The sequence below is a fragment of the Lysobacter sp. Soil_C_15 genome (assembly GCF_057657315.1).
Genome location: NZ_JBDGIR010000001.1, coordinates 386,992 through 406,324, shown reverse-complemented (window position 1 = coordinate 406,324; position 19,333 = coordinate 386,992). Strand labels below are relative to the sequence as shown.

Sequence of the window (19,333 nt, the reverse complement as noted above, 5' to 3'; positions counted from 1 at the left end):
GCCATCAGTCAAAGCGAGGACATCCAATGCAAGCCAAGGGATACGCCGGCAAGGCGATCGTGTGCGCAATCGCGATCGGCCTGTTGCCGGCTTGCGGAACCCGCCATGTCAGTCGCGGCATTTCCGCCGACGGCGTGCCGGAACAGGTCGTGTTCCCGGCGATGGACAGGGCGGTGCTGAAAGAGGGAACTTTCCCGAACCTGGACGATCTGCGCCAGGTCGGGCCCGGCGTCAGCAAGGAACAGCTCTACCACCTGCTCGGGCGTCCGCATTTTCGCGAGGGTTACGCCGGCGTGCGGGAATGGGACTACATCTTTCGTTTTCGCCACGACGGCGGCGTGGCCACCTGTCAGTACAAGGTGGTCTTCGACCGCGATTACCTGGGGCGCAGCTTCTACTGGCAGCCGCAGGACTGCGCCGAGCGGCTCGCCGCAGCGGTCGCCGCGGCGCCGCCCGCGCCGGCCGCCGTCGCGCCGCGCCGCTTCGCCTTGTCCGCCGATGCGTTGTTCGCGTTCGGCGGCGGCGGTATCGGCGATCTGCAACCGGCCGGACGGGAACAGATCGCGCGCATCGCAGATGAGCTGAGCGCCGCCGGTGCGACCGGCGAGATCCGAGTGATCGGCCACACCGACGTGATCGGCGACGAGTCGGCCAACCGCGCCCTATCGTTGCAGCGTGCGCAGACCGTGCGCCAGATGCTGATCGAGCGTGGCGTGCCCGCGGACCGGGTTCAAGCCGAAGGACGCGGCGAGTCGGAACCGATCGCCAGGCACTGCGATGTCTCGCTGGCGCGCGCCAACCTGATTGCCTGCCTGCAACCCGACCGCCGGGTCGAGATCGCAGCCGATGCGATCCGATGATTCTGTCCGGTACGACGTCGCCGCGTCCTGCCTTCCGTCGTCCAGCCATCGAGGCCGCTCCATGAAATGCTACGTCGCCATCCTGCTCCTGGCCCTATGTTCGGCCGGCGCGGTCGCCCAGGGCCCGACTCCGGCGCCGCGCCCGACAGCGCCGGCAGGCGTGCGCGACATCGATCCCAACGCGCTGGCCCAAGCCGCGCTGCAGATCCTGCAGACGATCGACCGCGAGCAAACCGGTGCGCTTTGGGATAGCGCCTCCAACGTGACTCAGCGATCGACCCATCGTGCGGAGTTCGTCGCCCGGGTCGGGGCGGTGCGCAAGCCGCTGGGGCCGGCCAACGCGCGCCGCTGGACCGCGGTACGGCGCGAAGGCGTGGGCGAGGGTCGTGAGCTGCCGCCGGGCGTGTACGCCAGCATCGAGTTCGCCAGCCAATTCCAGGGCCGGCGATCGGCGATCGAACTGGTGTCGTTGCGCCTGGACGAGGACGGGCGGTGGCGCTTCAGCGGCTACGTGATCCAGTGACCTCTCGGCTGGCCCCGCTCATGCCAAGCCATGCTTCTTCAGCAGCGCCGCTTCGTCGCCGGTGACATAACCGAAGATTTTCGGCTTGCCCGGCCGCAGGAGCAGGAAGTAGAGGTAGGCGAACACGATCCGCACTTCGGCGCCGTCCTTGCGCGCGCGCGGTAGCGCGAGTCCCAATTTACCTTGGCCAGTGCATGCGTCGGGTCCAACGGCGTGGACTCGATCTTGGCGATCGCCATCGAGGTTATGCCGATCTTGCGATACCGGGCGAAGCCGCGGCCGATCAAGAACTTGAACTTCAGCCCGTTCTTGCCGCCGTACACGCCGGCCAAGCTGGACTGGACGAAGTAGTCGGCGAAGGCCCCGGTCACCGCATCGGTGTCGATGTCGTGCAGGTCGTCCAGGGCGCGCTGGAAACGGCGTTGATAGCGGCGGAAGAACTGCTCGATCCTGGCTTTTGGGGCGCTGGCGGGCATGCGGGTGAGCCCGACGGAGATCCTGTCGGATCGTCCGCCGATTGCGATTTAGGCTTTGTGACGTCGACTAGGATCGATGATACGACCCCGTATTCGGCCGTTTGCTCGGTGGTTTCGCTGCGAACGGACGAACGTTTCCGCGCCGCGAGGGAGCGCATCGAACGCAGTACACTGCGCAGCCGGATCGCGGTGCGTCGCCGCCGCGGCAGAGGTCGGAAATGAATGCCCCATCGCCGCGCGCGCTGCTGGATCTCGACGACCTGCGCCAGATCGCGCGCTGGGCCGCCGACTGCGCGCAGCGTGCGCTGCCGCTGTTCGAAGCGGCGGTGCCGGGCGATGCGCGGCCGCGCGCGAGTTCGCCGCCGGCGAACGACGTACGGCGCGGCTGCGCAGCCTGAGCTGGGCCGCTCACGCCGCGGCGCGCGAAGCGGACGATCCCGCGGCCCAGGCCGCCGCGCGTGCGGCCTCGCTCGCGGCGGCGGCCGCCTATACCCATCCGATCGCCAGCGCGCATCAGCTCAACCACATTCTCGGGCCGGCGGCTTATGCGGCGCAGGCGCTGGCGGCGGGCGCGGACGCCGCAGCGTTGGACGCCGCGTTGGGTTGGGCGATCGAACAGGTGCCGGAGCGTGTCCGCGCGGCGGTGCGCAGGCTGCCCGCGCCGGCGCCGGCCCAGGGCGCGAGGGCGGTGTCGATCCACCGCCTCGATGCCGCGCTGCGCGGCTGATCGCCGGACCGGCGCGCAGCCTTAGGCGGGCTCGGCGTCCAACGCGTCCTGCGCCGGCACGAGCGTGCTGTCCTGGGCCAGGCAGGCCTCCAACTGGGCCATGAACGCCGCCCGCAGGGCATCGGCTTCCGGCCGGCTCAGGCACTGGTCGTCGCCGGTGTACATGAAGTTCAGTTCGCCGTTCAAGGTGTAGGCGATCACCCCGAGCACGCGGCTGGCGAAGGAGTGCACGTAGATCCGCAGCCGGCGTACGCGCAGCGGCGAGCCGGGTTGCAGCAACTGGATGTTGCCGAGGTTGGAGAACGAAAACAGGTTCCAGTTGCGGTTGCGGCTGATCGCATCGCCGAGCCGGACCAGCGTGCGGATCTTGGCCTGCGAGGGCGGGCGGATCATTTCGCAGAACTGGTACTTGCCGGGGATGTCGTCGATGCCCTGGGCGACCTGCTGCAGGATGTGGCGGTTGAGTTCGCGCGCGGCGCTCCAGAAATCCGGACCGGCGTTCTGCCGCGCCGGTACCTTGAAGCTGCCGCCGCCGAAGAACAGCATGTCGCTCTTGAGCATGGACAGGCGTTCGCGGCGGGCGTCGATCGGGCTTTCGATCCAGTCCGGCATCTTGCGCTTCAAGGTGGCCTGCTGGGCCTGGCTGAGGGCCAACAGCAGCGCGGTGTGCAGGGACACGGCCTCGGCCTTGCAACGCCGGCGCAGGGCCTCGGTGAGGTCGGCGCCGAGGCTCCAGTGGATATGCAGTTCGTGCTTGTCGACCGGCCGGCGCGTAGGCGGCAGCAGGGCGAATACGGCGTTGATCAGCCAGGCGGCGGCGCGCCGCTTCCAGCGCTTGCCGTCGTCGAAGTCGCCGATCACGTCGGTCGGGGTGATGGCTCGATAGGGCACCAGCGCCTGCCCGGAGTCCAGCCCGTCGAGCAACTCGCGGACGATGGTCAGCTGGCTCATGCCGTCGCAGATGCGGTGGGTGGCGGCGATCAGCAGCTCGTGCTCCTCGTCCGAGCGCAGCCAGGTCAGGCGCAGCTGCGGCAGCTCGTGGACGAAGGGCGTGTAGGCCTCGTGGCGCCATTCGCGGGCATGGGTTTCGTGATCGACGCCTTCGACGATGCGCAGCGGCACCGGCGGCGCGCAGTCCATCTCGTAGAGCAGGGCTCCGCCTTGCTCGCGGATCAGCATCCGCAACGCCGGGTGCTTGGCCTGCACCCGGTCGATCGCCGCGCGCAGCCGGGTTTCGTCCAGGTCTCCGGCCAGAGTGACCGCGAATACCACGTTGCCGTCGATCATGCGTTCGATCGTGGACATCTTGCGCTTCATCGTCGACCTCGTATCGGGACGGGCACGCGCGCCGGGTCAGCGCCGGGTGCAGAAGGCGTGGATGCGCGGGTGGCGGCTTTCGAAGGTGCCCAGCCGGCCGAACAGGCCGTCGAGGTAGCCGCACCAGATCGCCGCGACTTTGGCCAGCTTGCGCGGTTCGAACAGCAGCACGCAGACCGATTGGTGCACGGCCAGCAGGCCCGGCAGCCAGTGCAGCGCCCATTTGCGCCGGTACAAGCCCAGCGCGTGCACCGCGTTGCGGGCGCCGTAATACCGGCGCCAGGCGACGTGGTGGGTGGTGAACATCTTGCCGTGGCGTTGGATCGCGCCGGTGGTCTGGCGCATGGTCACGCCGGCGTTCATGTACACCGGAATGCCGCGATCGGAGGCGCGCAGGCCGTATTCGATGTCGATGTACTCGATGAAATAGTCTTCGCGGAACGCGCCGAGTTGGCGGAAGGTCTCGGCCGAGAACGCCGAGCCGGAGGAGATCACGAACAGCGACGGGAACAGGCCCTGCGGCTCGTCGTCGATGCGCCGCGGCTTGGGAAAGCGCCGGCCCGGCGGGATCGAGGGCATGCACTTGCCGAGGTTGATCTCGTAGATCTTCGGGCCGATCAGGAAGGTGCGGCTGCCGGTTTCGGCGCAGGCGCGCATCATGTCGGCGAAGAAGTCCTCGGCGATGTCGGAGTCCTGGTCGAGCAGGAACACCACTTCGCAGCCTTGCGCCAGCAGCGCCTCGGTGCCGCGGTTGTAGGCCCCGGCCAGGCCGCCGCGGTTGTGGTTGGCGATCACCGTGGTGCCGCCGCGGCGCAGGGCCTCGTGCAGTTCCGGATCGATCTGCGGCGAGTTGTCGACCGCGACCACGTGCCGGCACTGCGCGCGCGCCTTGTCGAGGTTGCGCACGAACTCGGCGGTGGGCTGGTAGAGCACGAAGATCAGCCCGAACACGGCGGTCCCGGCGGTGTCGTCGTCTAGCGCGGGCGACGGCGCGGGCTGCGCGGCGACAGCGGCCGGCAACGCCGCGGAATCGGCCTGGGATTCGCTCATGCGTCGGTCTCCCGCTGCGCCAGCCGGCGCAGCCGTTGCAGGGTGCGGTCGCGGATCGCCTTGGCCTGGGCGCGCGGCAGCGACTGTTCGTCCGAGGTCAGGGCGAAATCGAGCACGTCCTGGTCGGCGACGATGGTGACCAGGTTGGCCGGGGTCGGCGCCAGCGCCGCGGTCGGGCTGAGCACCGCCTTGAGCCGGAAATCGCCGTAGTCGCGCGCCAGGTCGAGCTTGCCCAGGTAGGACAGGGTGACGCCGCGGCCGCCGCGGCGCGAGCGCGAATAGGCGATCAGGCGGTCGAACAGGGCGTGCACGCGCTCCATGCCGAGCAGGTTCTCGTGCACCTGCGGGCCGAGCTCGCCGATCTTGGCGTCGATGTCCTTGCGCATGCCGCGGGCGACGGTCCAGTACTCGCCCTCGTCGCCGCCGAAGCCGGTGGCGATCGCCGGCGACAGCTGGATGGTCGGCGCCATCGCGAACAGCGCGTCGGCGCCGAGCTTGGGCAGGAACCGGCGCACGTCGACCGGCAGCGAGAACTGCTCGATCGCCTGCTTGCCCAGGATGTCGCGGAAACTCAGCATCAGCGCCAGGCCGACGACGTTGAACACGGTGACCTGTTCCTGCCGGCAGCGTTCGGCCAGGGCGCGGTAGTCGGCGGCGTCCAACTGCCAGCGGGTGCTGTACACCGGGCCATAGCCGACCGCGGGGCCGATCCGGCGCGTACGCACCCACAGGTTGAACAGGACCGTCTTCCAGCGCAGCCGGCGCCGGATCGCGCCGTCGCCGAGCACGGAGTCGGGCAGCAAGGCGTCGACCGGCGGCATCGCGTCGTGGCGGCCGATGTCGCGCTCCGGATCGTCGCACAACAGCAACAGCTCGCGCAGCAGGGTCAACACCGAAACGCCGTCGCAGACGCAGTGATGGCAGGTCAGCAGCAGTTCGCTCGCGCCGGCCCCGCGCACCAGCACGACCCGCACCAGCGGTTCGCGCCCGGCATCGAACAAGCGACTGCGCTCGAGTTCGCTTTCGCGTTCCCAATGCTGGTCGTCGTCGCGCTCGACCACGCGCAGCGGGATCGGCGGCGCCGGCCGTTGCTCCTTGAACCAGGGCCGGCCGTCGACGGCGGTCACCACGCTGCGCAGCAGCGGGTGCTTGGCCTGGATCCGGGCCAAGGCGCGGCGCAGGCGCGCCTCGTCCAACCGGCCTTCGATGCGCGCCGGAATCACGATCGCCACCGGCACTTGGCCTTCCAGGTACATGCCGCGCTCGAATAGGCTCAGCGGCCGCTGCAGGGCCTGGCCGGCAGCGGGCGAAGCGGTCCGGTCCGCGCCGATCATGCGGTGTTCCCCAGCCATTGCAGGGACGCCTTGCCGCGCTCTTCCACGGCCGGCTCCAGCAGGCCCCAACTGCGCAGGTGGCGGATCGCCTCGGCCACGCCGTCTTCGGCCCGGATGCGCTCGCCCAGCGCGGCCGCGGCCTGCTGCATCGGCACGTCGTGCGCCTGCTCCAGCGCGTCGGCCAGGACGTCGGCGTCGAGCCGGTTGCGGTCGAGCGCGGCCGGGCCGGCGCCCAGAGCGTTGAGCGAATGGGCCCAGAACGGCTGGTCGCCGTAGAAGGGCACGATGATCGAAGGGATGCCGGCGCGCGCCGCCGCCGCGGTGGTGCCGGCGCCGCCGTGGTGCACCGCCGCCGACATCAACGGGAACAGGCGGTCGTGGGGCGCCTGGCGGATGAAGAAGATCTGCTCGTCGAGCGCGCCGTCGGGATGGTCCAGCCCGCCCCAGCCGGTGGCCAGCACCGCGCGCCGACCGCTCTTGCGCACGCTGTCGACGACGGTCTGGGTGAACTGGGTCGCGTCGCTGGAGACCATGCTGCCGAAACCGATGTAGACCGGTTTCGGTCCGGCGGCGAGAAACGCCTGCAGTTCCGGCGAGGGTCGCCAGCCCGCGTCGTCCAGGAACCAGTAGCCGGCGATCTGCACGTTCTGCGGCCAGTCGGCCGGGCGCGGCGAGACGTGGCGGCTGAAGCCGTAGACCACCCGGGTGTCGGCATTGCGGTAGTAGGGACCGTACCAGGGATATTTCTTCAGCCCGAGTTGGGGCCGCACGATGTCGTTGAGCGCCGGCTTCATCACATGCCAGACCAGGTGGCGCAACAGGTGATAGCTGGCGACGTTGAGCAGCGGCGGCAGGTTGCGTTTCTTGCCGGCCAGCACCACCGGCGGCACCAGCCGCGACGGGGTGAGCGGCTGCAGCTGCGCGGCCGCGAACGGGATGCCGTGGGCCTCGGCCAGGGACTTGGCCAGCAAGGTGCTGTTGCCGACCCCGATCAGCAGCCCGGCGCCTTCGATCGCCGCGCGGCCTTCGGCGACCCAGCTGCGCGCCCACTGCGCGTACTGGCGGCGGAACACGCGCGCCATTTCGCGCATGTCCAGGCCGCGGTCGGCGATGCTGCGGTCGGCGTGGAGCATGGCGTGGAAATCGCTGGTCAGCGGGTAGTGCTCCAGCCCTGCGCCGCGCACCAGCTCGGCGAAGTTGTCGCTGGTGACGATGCGCACCGGGTAGCCCGCGTTGCGCAGCCCGCGCCCGAGCGCGACCAGGGGACGGATGTCGCCCTGGGTTCCGATGGTGAAGATGGCGATCGGCGCCCGCGTGCTCATGGGTGAATCGCAGCCTCTTCTGACGGTGGAAGTCGCGCCCGCCGTGCGAAGTCCGCCCGCGGAGCGCCGTGCCGCGCCCTCGGCCCGCGGCCGCTATGGCCGGCTTGCGCCGCTGGCGTCCGCCCGCGCTCGTCCTGGACCCGGGACGGGATCCGCCGGTCGGACGCGGGTCTTGCTGCAACGGAATCGCCGGACGTTCGGTCCCCGGGCGGCGTGCGCCGGGTCGCCGCGAAACGACCGGTGTCGTTGGAATCTAATGCTGCGCCACGGAAGTTTTCCCTTGGCGGCATCACAGTTCGTCGCGGGTCGCGCCCACTCGTGGCGCACCCTGTGACCGCGTTATCCGTTTCGGAAAAATCCGGGAAAATGCCCGGTTTCGAACAAAATCCCGGGCGTCGCGATAGACCTGCAGATCGCGTTGTGTTCGGGCCGAAGATCGCGTGCGATGGCCCGATGGCCCGATGGCCCGATGGGCCGCGAGGCCGCGCTAGAGTTCGACCGCCCCGTATCCCGAAAGCAGGTACAGCAGCGCGCCGGCGGCCGCGACCAGGGCGTGCGGGAAGGCGACATGCGGCCACCACAGGGTACGCGCCCACATCGCGCGTCCAAGCTGATCCCAGTACGTCTTCCAGGCCGTGCCGATCTGGAACGGCGCGGCGACCTGTGCCGCGTTGCGAAGATGTTGCTCGATCGCCAGGCTGCGCTCGAGGTAGCCGAGCTGGAACGACTTCCACATCGCCTCCAGGAACCAGAACGCCAGGGCGCTGAACGCGGCGACGAGCAGCACTTCCCGGGCGTTGCTGGCGAAGGCGCCGGCGACTGCGCTCAGGCCGAACGTCACGCTCCAGGCCTTGATGGTCAGCGCGCGGGCGTCGAAGTCCTCGATGACCTTCTGCAAGTAGAGATACTCGGCCTGCAATTCGGTGCGCAGTTTGTCGTCCATGAGGGCGCCTGGGCGGAACTCGTCGGTGGGCCGTTCGGGTGGGGTGCGGTCCGGCTAGGCCGTACTCGCTGGATGCGGCCGACGTGTGTTCCAACGGTCCGGATGGGCGGAGGCGGCCAGAGCAGCGATGGGCTGGCGGGCGGCGGGTCGTCTCGGCGGCGTTGGGAGCGAAAGCGAATCCCCGTGACCGCCTCTACGAAGGCGGGAGATGCGATGGCTCCGTTGCCGGGGGCAGCGTTGCGGTAGAAGATCGCGCACGACGACCGACGCAGCGGAGCGATACGGCATGAAGATCGGCAACTTGTTCGCCGGCGCGCCGGCGCCCGAGGAGGGCGAGCGCTTCGAACCCCTGCTGAGCCACCGCAACCTGGTGGTGGAGCGGATCCTCAGCTCCGCGGCGATCGAGCCGACCGAATACGTGCAGCCCCAGGACGAATGGGTGGCGCTGCTGCAGGGCGAGGCGACGCTGGACGTCGCGGGCGAATCGGTCGAGCTGCGCGCCGGCGATCATGTGTTCCTGCCCGCCGGAACGCCGCACAGCGTGCGCCGGGTGTCGCAGGGGGCGTTGTGGCTGGCGGTGCATCTGCATCCGTCCGCCGCGGACGGAAAGGCGGACTAGCGGCTCAGCAGGCCAGGGCCGAGGTCGGCCCGCAGTTTGGGTGATCGATGAGCGACCGCCTGGCCATCAGCCGCACCCGCGTTCCATCGGGCCATTCGATCCGATAAGCAATGTCGTATGTGGCCGTGCCGACGCTGCTGCGGAAGCAGAGCGCAGATTCGGTGAAATCCCGGTACCAACACAGGTAATCGATCAGATAGAAGCCCAGACTGGAGCGCTGGTCGATCTGCAGGAATCGCTCCACGAAGGCGCCGAACTCGGCGCTCCAGCGCCGGACTTGCGTCCATTCCACGCCGGCATCCGCGGCCGAGTCCGCGTCGGGATCCGGCGCAAGCCAGATTTGGACGGATTCGAGTTCGGTCGTCAGCGAGCGGCCCACGGCATCCAGGTAGCCGTCCAGAAACCGGCTGTGGCTGGGTATGTCGAAGAACTCGGGTTCGGTCATGTTCGATGCGGCTGGTGCCGGGACCTGGGTGGACGTGTGCATTTTGAAGGGCAGCAGAGCGCAGACTGCCTGCGGCACAGCCCTGTCAGCGCGCTAAGTCGTGGCGAAAATCGATCCGCGTCTCGTGAACGCAAGCCTGCCTTCGTGGTCGATAGCGCCATTGAGATACGGCCGCACGTATCGCTTCCTCATAGCCGACCGGTCGGCCGGAGGCACGGCCTGTCGGCTTCCATTGCGTTGCGAGGATCCGAATCGCGCCAACCCGACCAGAGGGCTGCACCGTCAGGACGATGCTCGCGACGCCTTCGAATTCGTTATGCAGTCGGGCCGGCAGCTGTGGTGCGAGGGCGGATGTTGGGGCTAGCGAGGTCGGACATGCGGGCAGGTTGGGCGTTGCCGCGCACGATAGCGCGGTTGACAGCGATGCGATCAAGGCGAGTCCTTGGGCATGCGTGGCGAGCGGCCTAGTCCCCGGCCTAGCCGGCGCCGGCTTCATGGGGCGCCAGTCCGCGCAGTCGCGGTAAAAGCCCGATAGGACCAGAATGCGACCACGGCGCCGAGCCAGAGCAAGGCCCAGCGCAGGCAGTCCTTGGTCGCGTCGATGAAGGGAAAGGAATTGCCGCGCGGGACGCCGGACAACAACGGCCAGGCTTCGAGTTGCCAGAAGTCCAGCCAGATATCGACCCCCAACGCGAGCGGGACCAGCCAGCCGGCTGAAAACAGCGCGACGAGGACGGCTTGCAGTCGTTTTCGGGTCATGGTGTCTTGTCGTCGGGTGAGGGGCGAGTCGGGTCCGAGCCAGCCGTCTCAGGCATATCGAGCCGCCGCAAGTGCTGCTCCAGCTTGGCGCGATCGATGTACGGCGCCAGTTGCGACCATTGCCGGCGCGAAGCGCTGCGGTACAGGTCGTGGGTGAGCCAGACGCCGACGCCGAGGCAGACTGCCGCCAGCAGGGCGTCGGTCCAGTGCGCGGGCTGTCCGTAGCGAAAGTAGAGCATGGCGACCGAGAACGTCAGCAGCCAAAGCGAGAGCGTCGTCAGGACGTGCGCGAATCGGCTGGGGTGCTTGGCCTTGCCATCCAACTCGGCGAGGACGTGGCGCAGCAGGGTCTTCTCGTCGACGTGTTTCATCGGGAGCGGATATCGCAGGTCGTGGCGGGCCGATCGAACGTCGATCGGGGATTGGTATGGCTCATCGGTCGCAATCGTCGCCGAACGGAAGCGCCATGCCGTGCTCGGCCAGGACCGCCTTGTAATGGTCGAGATAGGACCGTAGCAGGTACTGCAACTCGGCGAGTTCGTCGTAGTCGTCCGGGGACAGGCGTCCTGCGGCGGCCGCGCAGGCCCGGTCGGCCTGCTGGCACAGGCTATGCAGCGAATCGCCCTGGATCAGGACGCCGGGAAAGCGCCGCCCGGGATGGCGCAAGACCGCCTGGTTGCTGCGGTCGGAATAGATTTCGACGTCTGCGGTGCGCATGTTCGACCTGGGGCGATGGCTGAAATCGAAGCGGTTCGGTCGACGACTTGGCTTATGCCCTAGCCATGACGAAACGTTATAGCGGCCGCCGATTTCGATTAGTGCTCGAATATATCGCAGTCACGCGGCTACGTCGGTCACGAAGCCGGGTTGACGGATCGACGACGCGATGAGTCTTGGCTGGGAACGGATCTTGTCGCCGACGCCACCGACCTTCGGCCGACTCGAATCGCCCACTCGGTCACGTCGCAGTCGTGTCGATCGAACGGAATCGGCGCAAGCGTCGCGCTCGAATTATGTTGCGCTGCAACATATACCTGGGTCGCCAGCGGCGCGCGGGTTTTTCAGTGCGAAAACACGGGAAATTCCGAAGTGCCGGACCGCCAAGGAGTTTCGTCCTATGCCCTCTGGGATCGGGAAAATCGCCGTCTCATCCGCGACGTGACGACGGCAATCGGGTTTGCTTCGTTTTTCGCCCGCCCCCTAGCGTCGATTCCGCCGCACGTCCTCGTCCGCGGCAGTCGCGACCCCGTCGGAATCGGTGAATCGATATCCGGCGCGCGCTGCCCGGACGCGCCGGCGGAACGCCGCACATCGGCCGCGCCCGCGGCCGTCACTCAATCGCTGACCTTCGGGGGTATTCCAATGAACCGCAACGTATCGGTACTGAGCTTCGCCGTTTCCCTGGCCCTGGCCGCCGGCGCCGCCGGCGCGGCGCAACGCGTCGACTTGCACGGCGTCGACGTGGCCAAGCTCGGCCGGCAGTACCAGGCCGCCACGGCCCAATCCGGCGCCGTCGCCAAGGCGTCGCTGCGCCACGCCGAACTGATCGCGCTCGATGCCGAATCCAGCCTGGGCGAGCTCAAGCGCAGCCAGGACGCCGACGGCTCGCGCAACTACCGCTATCAGCAGAGCTGGCGCGGCATTCCGGTGTTCGGCGAGCACGTGGTGGTGCGCGAGGACGCGCAGGGCAACGTGCGCGCGCTGTTCGGCCGCTCGGTCGCGGGCATCGGCGCGGACGTGCCGAAGCTGCAGGCCAGGATCGACAGCGCCCAGGCGCTGGGCCTGGCGAAGAGCGCGGTCCTGGGCCAGCGTGCGGCGTCGCTGCGCGTGGGCCAGCAGAACAGCCGCAAGGTGATCTACCTGGACGACGCCGACCGCGCCCACCTGGCCTACGCGGTGGACTTCTTCGCCGACGCGCCGCAAGGCGGCGAGCCGACCCGGCCGTTCGCGATCGTCGACGCCGTCAGCGGACGGGTGCTCAAGCAGTGGGAAGGCCTGAACCACGCCGAGGTCGGCACCGGCCCGGGCGGCAACCAGAAGATCGGCCAGTACGAGTACGGCAGCGGCGGGCGCGGCTTCATCGACGTCGCCCAGAGCGGCAGCACCTACAGCTTCAACACCCCGAACGTCAAAACCATCAACCTCAATCACGGCACGAGCGGCTCGACCGCGTACTCCTACACCGGTCCGCGCAACACGGTGAAGCCGATCAACGGCGCCTACTCGCCGCTCAACGACGCCCACTTCTTCGGCAAGGTGGTGTTCGACACCTACCGGGCCTACGTCGGCGTTTCGCCGCTGAACTTCCAGCTGAACCTGCGCGTGCACTACAGCAACAGCTACGAGAACGCGTTCTGGGACGGCCGCACCCTGACCTTCGGCGACGGCCGCAGCACCTTCTATCCGCTGGTCTCGCTGGACGTGGTCGCGCACGAGGCTTCGCACGGGTTCACCGAGCAGCAGTCGGGCCTGATCTACTCCGGCCAGTCCGGCGGCATCAACGAGTCGTTCTCCGACATCGCCGGCGAGGCGGCCGAGTTCTACCACCGCGGCCGCAACGATTTCCTGGTCGGCGCCGACATCTTCAAGGCCAGCGGCCGCGCGCTGCGCTACTTCGCCAATCCGCCGCAGGACGGCCGCTCGATCGGCCATGCCCGCGACTACCGCGCCGGCCTGGACGTGCACTACTCCTCGGGCGTGTTCAACAAGGCGTTCTACCTGTTGGCGAACAAGCCGAACTGGGGCACGGTCAAGGCGTTCAAGGCCTTCGCCAAGGCGAACAAGGACTACTGGACCCCGAGCACGACCTTCAACCAGGGCGGCGTCGGCGTGCGCCAGGCCGCCAGCGACCTGGGCTACAGCACCGCCGACGTGATCGACGCCTTCGCCCAGGTCGGCGTGACCGCCCAGTAACCTCCGGGCCGTTCTCTTCGACCCGTCCCACGTCGGCCGCGCCTTCGGCCGCCGCATCGTCCCGCCGCATTCTCGAGCGGGCGTCCGGCACCGACGGCAGCGGATCGGAATCCTTGCAACCCGCGGTCCCCCGGCTTCGGCCGGGGGACCGTTTCGCTCGCGCTACCGGCTTTCGGCTTCGCGGCTTTCAACCGGCGTGGGCGTCGAGATACTCGCCCAGCGCGGACAGCATGCTTTCCCAGCCTTCGCGGTGCGCTTCGGCGCTGTCGCCGTCGCCGAGGTAATAGCCGCGTTCGCGTAGGTGCAGCCGGGTGCCGCCCTGGTGCGGTTCCAGGTCGACCTCGACCGTGCCGCAGAAGCTCAAGCCCTGGTCGGTCTGCAGCGAGGTGGCGTAGACGATCCGCCGCTCCGGGGCCAGGACCAGGTAGCGATTGCGATTGAGGTAATGCGGCCCGTCCGCGGGGCCGAAACGGCAGACGTCGACTTCGCCGACCGCGAAGCGGAAGTCGTCGAACGCCAGCCGCCAGCCATCGCCGGGGTCGCCCCAGGCGAGCTGCGCCTCTTGCTGCGACCACGCGGCGTAGACCGCGCTGGCGGGGTGGGCGAGTTGGCGGGTGATGTCGACGAGGCCTTCTTGCGCGTGCATGTGTTGTCCTGGCTAGTGGTTGGGGTGGCGACAAGATCGCCCGCGCAGCGGCCCGGAACGAGAGGCGGATTCGCCGGAATCGGGGCTTTTGTGCCACGATCGCCGGGTGCCCGTACGCCCCCGACCCAAGACCGCACTGAACCTGTCGATCCTGTCCCTGGCCGAGAGCGGGACCATGGCGGCCTATGGGCTGCACGAAGTGCTGGGCGACACCGCGAGCAATCCCGAGGCCGGTCCGCGCGCGCTGCACCCGCGCCTGGTGGCGCGCCGCGCCCGACCGTTCGCGTCGAGCACCGGCCTGCGGGTCACGCCGCAGGACGGCTTGCACGAGGCGCCGGCCGACATCGTGATCGTCTGCGACATCCACCTCGCGCCGCAGGAGTCTCCGGCGGGGCGTTGGCGCGAGGAAATCGCCTGGGTGCGCCGGCACGCCGAGCAGGGCGCGCTGGTGTGCTCCTCGTGCAGCGGAGCGATCCTGCTGGCCGAAGCCGGCCTGCTCGATGGGGCCGAGGTGGCGTCGCATTGGCAACTCGCGGACCTGTTCCGCGATCGCTACCCCAAGGTGAAGTTCCGTCCCGAGCGCATCCTGTGCGACAGCGGCCGCGGCGGCCAGCTGATCACCGCCGGCGGCGCCTCCGCCTGGCAGGACTTGGCGCTGTATCTGATCGGCCGGTTCTGCGGCCAGCAAGAGGCCTCGCGCGTCGCCCGGCTGTTCCTGATCGGCGACCGCGGCCAGGGCCAGTTGCCGTTCGCGTCCATGGCCCGCCCGCGCCAGCACAACGATGCCGCGATCGCCAAGGTCCAGGCCTGGATCGCGCAGCGCTACGCGGCCGCCAACCCGGTCGCGGCGATGGCGGCGTATTCCGGCCTGGCCGAACGCAGCTTCAAGCGGCGCTTCCAGGCCGCCACCGGCTACAGCCCGGTCGAATACGCGCAATCGTTGCGGATCGAAGCGGCCAAGCAGCGGCTCGAGTGCGAGGACGCCGGCGTGGACGAGATCGCCGCGATCGTCGGCTACGAGGATCCGACCTTCTTCCGCAAGCTGTTCAAGCGCAAGACCGGGGTGACTCCGGCGCAGTACCGCTTGCGCAACCGGCGGCGGTCGGGGGCCTAAGTCGCAAGTTTTGCGTGCGCGCCTTTGCCGCCGAGCCGATTGCGTCGCCAACCGCAAGCAGCCTGTAGGAGCGGCGTCCCACAGGGATTTCCTCCGGTCATGAGCCGCGACCACCGAAGCGGTGTTCGAAAGCGTATCTGCCGCAAGCTGCCTTCGGATGCTTCGCTCGCGTCCATCGCTTCGGTGGTCGCGGCTGACGCCGCTCCTACAAGAGCGTGCGGATCAATCCCAATCCAGCCATTGCCCCGGCGCGAGCGGACGGATCTCGACGGCCTGGCCACGCGCGGCGGCGCGCAACCGTCCGATCGGATCGTCGACCTCGACGTACTCGGCGATGCCCGACACGCCGTAGTGGATCGGCACCAGGCGTTCGGCGCCGAGGATGGCCGCCGCGGCCACCGCCTGTTCCGGGGTCAGCACGCCGGGCTGGCCGCTGACCGGTTTGCGCCAGCCGAAGCGGGCGCCGTTGACCGGCAGGAAGGCGGCGTCGAAGGGACCGTATTGGCGGCCGATGCGCCACCAGTGCCCGTGCCAGAGAGTGTCGCCGCCGTGGAAGAGGCGTCGGCCGCCGGCCGAGATCACCCACGAGGCCTGCGGGTCGCCGTAGCCGTCCGAGGCCGGCACGGCGGTGGCGGTGAAGTCGCCGAGCAACTGCGGCTCCCACAGCGCGCTCGGCCGCACCCGCGCCTTGGGCGGGATCGGCAGCGGATGAGTGCCGGCCGGATGCGCCAGCACGCCGCCGTTGCGCAGGGCCTGCGCGGCGGCTTTGGCGTCGAAGTGGTCGCCGTGTGCGTGGGTGATCAGGACATAAGCATCGCCGTCGGCGACCTCGACCGGAATCAGTGGATCGGCCAAGGCCCGGCCCCATTCTTCGGGATTGATCAGCGGATCGACGAACAGGCTCGCGGCCGGCAGTTGCAGGCGGATGCCGGCCCAGGCCAGGCGCTGGATGCGCAGTCCCTCGCCCGGCGCGGCGAAGGCGGAGCGCGCACCGAGCAGCGCGGCGCCGGCGAGGCCGACGCCGCCGAGCAGCAAACGGCGCCGCTGCAGGCGGTAGGCGGACGGATCGCGGCCGGCGCTCATGCGCGGGCCTCGCCTACGGCCAGCGCGGCGTCGAGCGCGAACACCGATTGGGCGACGATGACGTCGAGATTGTGGCCGTGCCATTCGCGCTCGAACGCCGTCGGCGTCACGCCGGGCGCGAGGCAGTCTTCGATCGCGATCGCGCGGATGCGTCGTTCCGCCCGCTCCGGCGCCGCTTCGCCGCGGATGCCCACCACGGTGTTCTGCAACCGGTCCAGGTAGTGCAGCGCCTGTCCGAGCGCGGCGGCGGGAAAGCGGCCGATGTGGCCGCCGATCACCGTGCCGCGGCCGAGCTGGGCGATCCGGCCGATCGCGGCGCGGATCTGCGCCGGGTCGGCCTTGGACAGGTAGACGATGCGGCCGACGATGTTGTCGCCGGCGCAGACCAGATCGGCGCTGGGCACGTCGACGCTGACATGGTCCAGGGTCTTGCCGGGGTTGTGCAGCAGATGCAGTTCGTGCCGGCCCCAGCGCAGGCTCATCGCGGCGTCGAACACCAGTTTCGGCTCGCGGTAGTACGCGTCGACGCGCCGGTTCTGCGACAGGAAGGTATGGCGGTGGTGGCGGTGGGCGATGCCCAGCGCCTGCGGAAACAGGGCCAGCCCGGCCATGTGGTCGCTCATGCGATGGGTCGAGACCACCACCCGCACGGTCTTGCCCAGTTCCTCGCACAGCACCTGGCGCAGGCGGCGCGCATCCGCCTCGCCGGCCAGCGCATCGACCAGCAGGGCGTCGTCGCCGTCGAAGAAGGCGGTGGCGACCGATTCGTACTCGTCGCCGACGAACATGACGGCATCCGGGTGGAGCGGCTCGACTTTCATGGCGCGTGCCTGAGGGGGGGGGCGGGCGGCCAGGATGGCCAGCGCCGGCCGGCGCGACAAACGAGATGTTTTCGCGTACGCATTAGTAAAACTAACTTGATACGATGCCGGCTCCGCGCCCGAGGCCACCGTGAAGCCGCGTCCTCCCGTTCCGCTCAACGCCCTGCGCGCCTTCGAGGCCGCCGCGCGCTGCCGCAGCTTCCAGAATGCGGCGGCGCAGTTGTTCGTGACCCCGGCCGCGGTCAGCCATCAGGTCAAGCGCCTGGAAGCGTATCTGGGGACGAAGCTGTTCCACCGCGGCCACCGCGCGATCGAACTGACCGGCGAAGGCGCGACCCTGGCGGCGTCGCTGGGCGAGTTGTTCGGCTTGCTCGATCTGGCTGTGGACCGGGTCGCTGCGCCGGCCGCGGCCGATCTGCGGGTGAGCACGATGGAGTCGTTCGCGGCGAAATGGCTGGCGCCGCGCCTGCACCGGTTCCACCAGGCCCATCCCGAACTCAGGCTGCGCATCGAAACCGGCAACGAACACGCCGATTTCGTCCGCGACGGCATCGACGTGGCGATCCGTTACGGCGTCGGCGCGTATCCGGGGCTGAGCGCCGAGCGGTTGATGCCGGCGCCGGCGTTTCCGGTCTGCGCTCCGGCGCTGCTGGAGGACGCGGCGCGGCCGCTGCAGCGCGCGCAGGATTTGCGCCGGCACACGTTGCTGCACGACGAAAGCGCGGTCGGCCGCGCCGGCGTGCCCGATTGGCGCGCGTGGTTGCAGGCGGCCGGCGCCGGCCGCATCGACGCCGGCCGCGGGCCGCTGTTCGCCAGCATCTATCTGGCCCAGGAGGCGGCCGCCGCGGGCCACGGCGTGGCCCTGGGGGTGGCGCCCCTGGTCGCGGACGATCTGCAGCGCGGACGGCTGGCGCGGCCGTTCGCGCTGTCGCTGGACAACGCCTATGCGTTCTGGATCGTGCGCCGGCCGGGCGCGGACGCGCACCCGGCGATCGACGCGTTCTGCGGTTGGCTGCGCGCGGAAGCGACGGCGATGGACGCCGGCGCCGGCGCGTGAGGCCTCATTCGCCGGCCGCGGGCCGGCGCCGCTTGGCCAGATAGGGCAGGGCGAACAGGTACAGCCCGGTCAAAGCCAGCAAGGCCAGCGGCAACAGCGGCACATACGACACCCAGACGATCGGTTTTTCCTGCGCCAGGGCGACGAAGGTGGCGATGACGCTGAGGGTGAAGACGATCGAGGTCCAACGGTGGAATTGCCGGATCCACTGATTCGCGTTCATGAGTGCTCCTGGGCGGGACGACCGATGGGCCCCGGCGCGCGGCCGGGGAGAGGCGGTAGCGGCAGCGGCTGGGGGCGATGGCGGCCGCGTGGCATCGCGGCCGCCGCTCGGCTCAGCCCTGGGCCTGGATGCGGATCAAGTTGCCGGCCGGATCGCGCACCGCGCAGTCGCGCACGCCGTAGGGCTGATCGGTCGGTTCCTGCACGACTTCGACCTCGCCGCTCTGCAGGCGGGCGAACACGCCGTCCAGGTCGGGCGTGGCCAGCATCAGGATGGCGAAGGTGCCCTTGGCCATCATCTCGGCGATCACCCGGCGTTCTTCGTCGGTGATGCCGGGGGTGGCATTGGGCGGGTACAGCACGATCGAGGTCGCGGGCTGGCCGCTGGGGCCGACGGTGATCCAGCGCAGGCCCTGGTAGCCGACGTCCTTGCGCACTTCGAAGCCGAGCGTGTCGCGGTAGAAGGCCAGCGAGGCTTCCGGATCGTTGTGCGGCAGAAAGCTGGAGTGGATGTTGAGGTTCATGGCCGTCTCGGTGGGTGAGTGAGCCGTCATCCTAGGCGGGCTCGACGGCCGGCGCTTCTCGATTCCTGATCGGTCTTGTCACTTGCTTGGCCACGCACGACGGCAGGCCGGCGGTGGCCTGCGCGTGCTGGCGCTGATAGACGCTGGGCGGCATGCCGACCAGTTCGGCGAAGCGGGTGCTGAAGGTGCCGAGCGAGGAGCAGCCGACCGCGAAACAGACCTCGGTCACGCTTTGCTCGCCTTGGCGCAGCAGGGCCATGGCGCGTTCGATGCGCCGGGTCATCAGATAGGCGTAGGGCGATTCGCCGTAAGCGAGCTTGAACTGGCGGCTGAGATGGCCGGCCGACATGCCGGCGGCGCGAGCCAGGGCTTCCACGTCCAGCGGCTGCGCGTACTCGCGGTCGATCCGGTCGCGCACACGGCGCAGCCGCGCGAGATCGCGCAAGTGCACCGTGGCGGCGGCTGCGGTGGGTCGGCTGGTCACGGCGGCGATCCTGCCACGGCGAGGTCGCCAGCGCGAGTGGCGTCATCACCGCGCAGGCGGGCAGCGGTTCCGCAACCCTGTCTCGGTAGAGCCC

23 protein-coding genes are annotated in these 19,333 nt (G+C 69.3%); 7 read left to right on the top strand and 16 right to left on the bottom strand.

Features of this window, described 5'->3' with window-relative positions; translation table 11 throughout:
• The first annotated feature begins 26 nt into the window (after window positions 1-26).
• Window positions 27-860 (top strand): outer membrane protein assembly factor BamE, encoded by an 834-nt coding sequence (locus AC3A57_RS01865; protein ID WP_487577314.1) that lies wholly within the window; start codon window positions 27-29, stop codon window positions 858-860.
• A gap of 61 nt (window positions 861-921) precedes the next feature.
• Window positions 922-1,383 carry a DUF4019 domain-containing protein gene (locus AC3A57_RS01860; RefSeq protein ID WP_487577313.1) on the top strand — a complete coding sequence of 154 codons (462 nt, stop codon included), beginning with the start codon at window positions 922-924 and terminating at the stop codon, window positions 1,381-1,383.
• Window positions 1,384-1,421: 38 nt separating this feature from the next.
• Here the strand turns inward: AC3A57_RS01860 and AC3A57_RS01855 are convergent, their stop codons facing one another.
• On the bottom strand, window positions 1,422-1,859 hold the full coding sequence (locus tag AC3A57_RS01855) for a hypothetical protein (protein ID WP_487577312.1): 438 nt from the start codon (window positions 1,857-1,859) through the stop codon (window positions 1,422-1,424).
• A 76-nt stretch (window positions 1,860-1,935) separates the two neighbouring features.
• On the opposite strand from AC3A57_RS01855, the gene AC3A57_RS01850 reads away from it, so the two are divergent.
• Entirely contained in the window at window positions 1,936-2,586 is a 651-nt protein-coding gene (locus AC3A57_RS01850; RefSeq protein ID WP_487577311.1) for a putative immunity protein, read from the top strand.
• Window positions 2,587-2,607: 21 nt separating this feature from the next.
• Here the strand turns inward: AC3A57_RS01850 and AC3A57_RS01845 are convergent, their stop codons facing one another.
• The 5 genes from AC3A57_RS01845 to AC3A57_RS01825 form a co-directional block, all read right to left on the bottom strand.
• Window positions 2,608-3,903 (bottom strand): condensation domain-containing protein, encoded by a 1,296-nt coding sequence (locus tag AC3A57_RS01845; protein ID WP_487577310.1) that lies wholly within the window; start codon window positions 3,901-3,903, stop codon window positions 2,608-2,610.
• Window positions 3,904-3,939: 36 nt separating this feature from the next.
• Complete coding sequence (locus tag AC3A57_RS01840) at window positions 3,940-4,953, bottom strand: glycosyltransferase family 2 protein (RefSeq protein ID WP_487577309.1); 1,014 nt, start codon at window positions 4,951-4,953, stop codon at window positions 3,940-3,942.
• Complete coding sequence (locus AC3A57_RS01835; RefSeq protein ID WP_487577308.1) at window positions 4,950-6,305, bottom strand: condensation domain-containing protein; 1,356 nt, start codon at window positions 6,303-6,305, stop codon at window positions 4,950-4,952. The genes AC3A57_RS01840 and AC3A57_RS01835 overlap by 4 nt, the downstream gene beginning before the upstream one ends.
• The gene (locus AC3A57_RS01830) at window positions 6,284-7,609 is read right to left on the bottom strand and encodes a glycosyltransferase (protein WP_487577307.1); all 1,326 of its coding nucleotides are present in this window, start codon (window positions 7,607-7,609) and stop codon (window positions 6,284-6,286) included. The genes AC3A57_RS01835 and AC3A57_RS01830 overlap by 22 nt, the downstream gene beginning before the upstream one ends.
• Window positions 7,610-8,096: 487 nt before the next feature.
• Window positions 8,097-8,552 carry a hypothetical protein gene (locus AC3A57_RS01825; protein WP_487577306.1) on the bottom strand — a complete coding sequence of 152 codons (456 nt, stop codon included), beginning with the start codon at window positions 8,550-8,552 and terminating at the stop codon, window positions 8,097-8,099.
• A 286-nt stretch (window positions 8,553-8,838) separates the two neighbouring features.
• Between AC3A57_RS01825 and AC3A57_RS01820 the strand changes: the two genes are divergently transcribed.
• Complete coding sequence (locus tag AC3A57_RS01820; protein ID WP_487577305.1) at window positions 8,839-9,171, top strand: cupin domain-containing protein; 333 nt, start codon at window positions 8,839-8,841, stop codon at window positions 9,169-9,171.
• A gap of 4 nt (window positions 9,172-9,175) precedes the next feature.
• Here the strand turns inward: AC3A57_RS01820 and AC3A57_RS01815 are convergent, their stop codons facing one another.
• From AC3A57_RS01815 to AC3A57_RS01800, 4 genes are all read right to left on the bottom strand, one after another.
• On the bottom strand, window positions 9,176-9,616 hold the full coding sequence (locus AC3A57_RS01815; protein ID WP_487577304.1) for a hypothetical protein: 441 nt from the start codon (window positions 9,614-9,616) through the stop codon (window positions 9,176-9,178).
• Window positions 9,617-10,108: 492 nt separating this feature from the next.
• A complete protein-coding gene (locus AC3A57_RS01810; RefSeq protein WP_487577303.1) occupies window positions 10,109-10,375 on the bottom strand; it encodes a hypothetical protein in 267 nt (88 codons plus the stop codon).
• Window positions 10,372-10,746: a hypothetical protein gene (locus AC3A57_RS01805; RefSeq protein WP_487577302.1), complete on the bottom strand. Its 375-nt coding sequence runs from the start codon at window positions 10,744-10,746 to the stop codon at window positions 10,372-10,374. The genes AC3A57_RS01810 and AC3A57_RS01805 overlap by 4 nt, the downstream gene beginning before the upstream one ends.
• A 61-nt stretch (window positions 10,747-10,807) precedes the next feature.
• Window positions 10,808-11,092 (bottom strand): DUF6959 family protein, encoded by a 285-nt coding sequence (locus AC3A57_RS01800; protein ID WP_487577301.1) that lies wholly within the window; start codon window positions 11,090-11,092, stop codon window positions 10,808-10,810.
• Window positions 11,093-11,737: 645 nt separating this feature from the next.
• On the opposite strand from AC3A57_RS01800, the gene AC3A57_RS01795 reads away from it, so the two are divergent.
• Entirely contained in the window at window positions 11,738-13,288 is a 1,551-nt protein-coding gene (locus tag AC3A57_RS01795) for a M4 family metallopeptidase (protein WP_487577300.1), read from the top strand.
• 187 nt (window positions 13,289-13,475) lie between these two features.
• On the opposite strand, the gene AC3A57_RS01790 is transcribed toward AC3A57_RS01795, so the two are convergent.
• Window positions 13,476-13,934 (bottom strand): SRPBCC domain-containing protein, encoded by a 459-nt coding sequence (locus tag AC3A57_RS01790; RefSeq protein WP_487577299.1) that lies wholly within the window; start codon window positions 13,932-13,934, stop codon window positions 13,476-13,478.
• Window positions 13,935-14,040: 106 nt separating this feature from the next.
• On the opposite strand from AC3A57_RS01790, the gene AC3A57_RS01785 reads away from it, so the two are divergent.
• Window positions 14,041-15,048, top strand: a complete 1,008-nt coding sequence (locus tag AC3A57_RS01785) for a GlxA family transcriptional regulator (protein ID WP_487577298.1) — start codon at window positions 14,041-14,043, stop codon at window positions 15,046-15,048.
• Between the two features lie 222 nt (window positions 15,049-15,270).
• On the opposite strand, the gene AC3A57_RS01780 is transcribed toward AC3A57_RS01785, so the two are convergent.
• Entirely contained in the window at window positions 15,271-16,131 is an 861-nt protein-coding gene (locus tag AC3A57_RS01780; protein ID WP_487577297.1) for an MBL fold metallo-hydrolase, read from the bottom strand.
• Entirely contained in the window at window positions 16,128-16,952 is an 825-nt protein-coding gene (locus tag AC3A57_RS01775) for an MBL fold metallo-hydrolase (RefSeq protein ID WP_487577296.1), read from the bottom strand. Before AC3A57_RS01775 ends, AC3A57_RS01780 begins: the two co-directional genes overlap by 4 nt.
• A gap of 130 nt (window positions 16,953-17,082) precedes the next feature.
• Here AC3A57_RS01775 and gcvA point away from each other — a divergent pair, with 130 nt between their 5' ends.
• On the top strand, window positions 17,083-18,009 hold the full coding sequence (gene gcvA / locus AC3A57_RS01770; RefSeq protein WP_487577295.1) for a transcriptional regulator GcvA: 927 nt from the start codon (window positions 17,083-17,085) through the stop codon (window positions 18,007-18,009).
• A gap of 4 nt (window positions 18,010-18,013) precedes the next feature.
• On the opposite strand, the gene AC3A57_RS01765 is transcribed toward gcvA, so the two are convergent.
• From AC3A57_RS01765 to AC3A57_RS01755, 3 genes are all read right to left on the bottom strand, one after another.
• Entirely contained in the window at window positions 18,014-18,232 is a 219-nt protein-coding gene (locus AC3A57_RS01765; protein WP_487577294.1) for a hypothetical protein, read from the bottom strand.
• A 112-nt stretch (window positions 18,233-18,344) separates the two neighbouring features.
• Window positions 18,345-18,755, bottom strand: coding sequence for a VOC family protein (locus AC3A57_RS01760; protein ID WP_487577293.1), 411 nt, complete (start codon window positions 18,753-18,755; stop codon window positions 18,345-18,347).
• Window positions 18,756-18,786: 31 nt separating this feature from the next.
• Window positions 18,787-19,239: a helix-turn-helix transcriptional regulator gene (locus AC3A57_RS01755; RefSeq protein ID WP_487577292.1), complete on the bottom strand. Its 453-nt coding sequence runs from the start codon at window positions 19,237-19,239 to the stop codon at window positions 18,787-18,789.
• Window positions 19,240-19,333: the final 94 nt, after the last annotated feature.

What these genes read in the sequence shown, in the direction of transcription:
- AC3A57_RS01790 (WP_487577299.1), bottom strand. Translation starts at nt 13,934, where the DNA reads ATGCACGCGCAAGAAGGCCTCGTCGACATCACCCGCCAACTCGCCCAC.
- AC3A57_RS01765 (WP_487577294.1), bottom strand. Translation starts at nt 18,232, where the DNA reads ATGAACGCGAATCAGTGGATCCGGCAATTCCACCGTTGGACCTCGATC.
- AC3A57_RS01810 (WP_487577303.1), bottom strand. Translation starts at nt 10,375, where the DNA reads ATGACCCGAAAACGACTGCAAGCCGTCCTCGTCGCGCTGTTTTCAGCC.
- AC3A57_RS01860 (WP_487577313.1), top strand. Translation starts at nt 922, where the DNA reads ATGAAATGCTACGTCGCCATCCTGCTCCTGGCCCTATGTTCGGCCGGC.
- AC3A57_RS01855 (WP_487577312.1), bottom strand. Translation starts at nt 1,859, where the DNA reads ATGCCCGCCAGCGCCCCAAAAGCCAGGATCGAGCAGTTCTTCCGCCGC.
- AC3A57_RS01805 (WP_487577302.1), bottom strand. Translation starts at nt 10,746, where the DNA reads ATGAAACACGTCGACGAGAAGACCCTGCTGCGCCACGTCCTCGCCGAG.
- AC3A57_RS01815 (WP_487577304.1), bottom strand. Translation starts at nt 9,616, where the DNA reads ATGACCGAACCCGAGTTCTTCGACATACCCAGCCACAGCCGGTTTCTG.
- AC3A57_RS01850 (WP_487577311.1), top strand. Translation starts at nt 1,936, where the DNA reads ATGATACGACCCCGTATTCGGCCGTTTGCTCGGTGGTTTCGCTGCGAA.
- AC3A57_RS01795 (WP_487577300.1), top strand. Translation starts at nt 11,738, where the DNA reads ATGAACCGCAACGTATCGGTACTGAGCTTCGCCGTTTCCCTGGCCCTG.
- AC3A57_RS01865 (WP_487577314.1), top strand. Translation starts at nt 27, where the DNA reads ATGCAAGCCAAGGGATACGCCGGCAAGGCGATCGTGTGCGCAATCGCG.
- AC3A57_RS01820 (WP_487577305.1), top strand. Translation starts at nt 8,839, where the DNA reads ATGAAGATCGGCAACTTGTTCGCCGGCGCGCCGGCGCCCGAGGAGGGC.
- AC3A57_RS01825 (WP_487577306.1), bottom strand. Translation starts at nt 8,552, where the DNA reads ATGGACGACAAACTGCGCACCGAATTGCAGGCCGAGTATCTCTACTTG.
- AC3A57_RS01780 (WP_487577297.1), bottom strand. Translation starts at nt 16,131, where the DNA reads ATGAGCGCCGGCCGCGATCCGTCCGCCTACCGCCTGCAGCGGCGCCGT.
- AC3A57_RS01845 (WP_487577310.1), bottom strand. Translation starts at nt 3,903, where the DNA reads ATGAAGCGCAAGATGTCCACGATCGAACGCATGATCGACGGCAACGTG.
- AC3A57_RS01775 (WP_487577296.1), bottom strand. Translation starts at nt 16,952, where the DNA reads ATGAAAGTCGAGCCGCTCCACCCGGATGCCGTCATGTTCGTCGGCGAC.
- AC3A57_RS01830 (WP_487577307.1), bottom strand. Translation starts at nt 7,609, where the DNA reads ATGAGCACGCGGGCGCCGATCGCCATCTTCACCATCGGAACCCAGGGC.
- AC3A57_RS01835 (WP_487577308.1), bottom strand. Translation starts at nt 6,305, where the DNA reads ATGGCTGGGGAACACCGCATGATCGGCGCGGACCGGACCGCTTCGCCC.
- AC3A57_RS01840 (WP_487577309.1), bottom strand. Translation starts at nt 4,953, where the DNA reads ATGAGCGAATCCCAGGCCGATTCCGCGGCGTTGCCGGCCGCTGTCGCC.
- AC3A57_RS01800 (WP_487577301.1), bottom strand. Translation starts at nt 11,092, where the DNA reads ATGCGCACCGCAGACGTCGAAATCTATTCCGACCGCAGCAACCAGGCG.
- AC3A57_RS01760 (WP_487577293.1), bottom strand. Translation starts at nt 18,755, where the DNA reads ATGAACCTCAACATCCACTCCAGCTTTCTGCCGCACAACGATCCGGAA.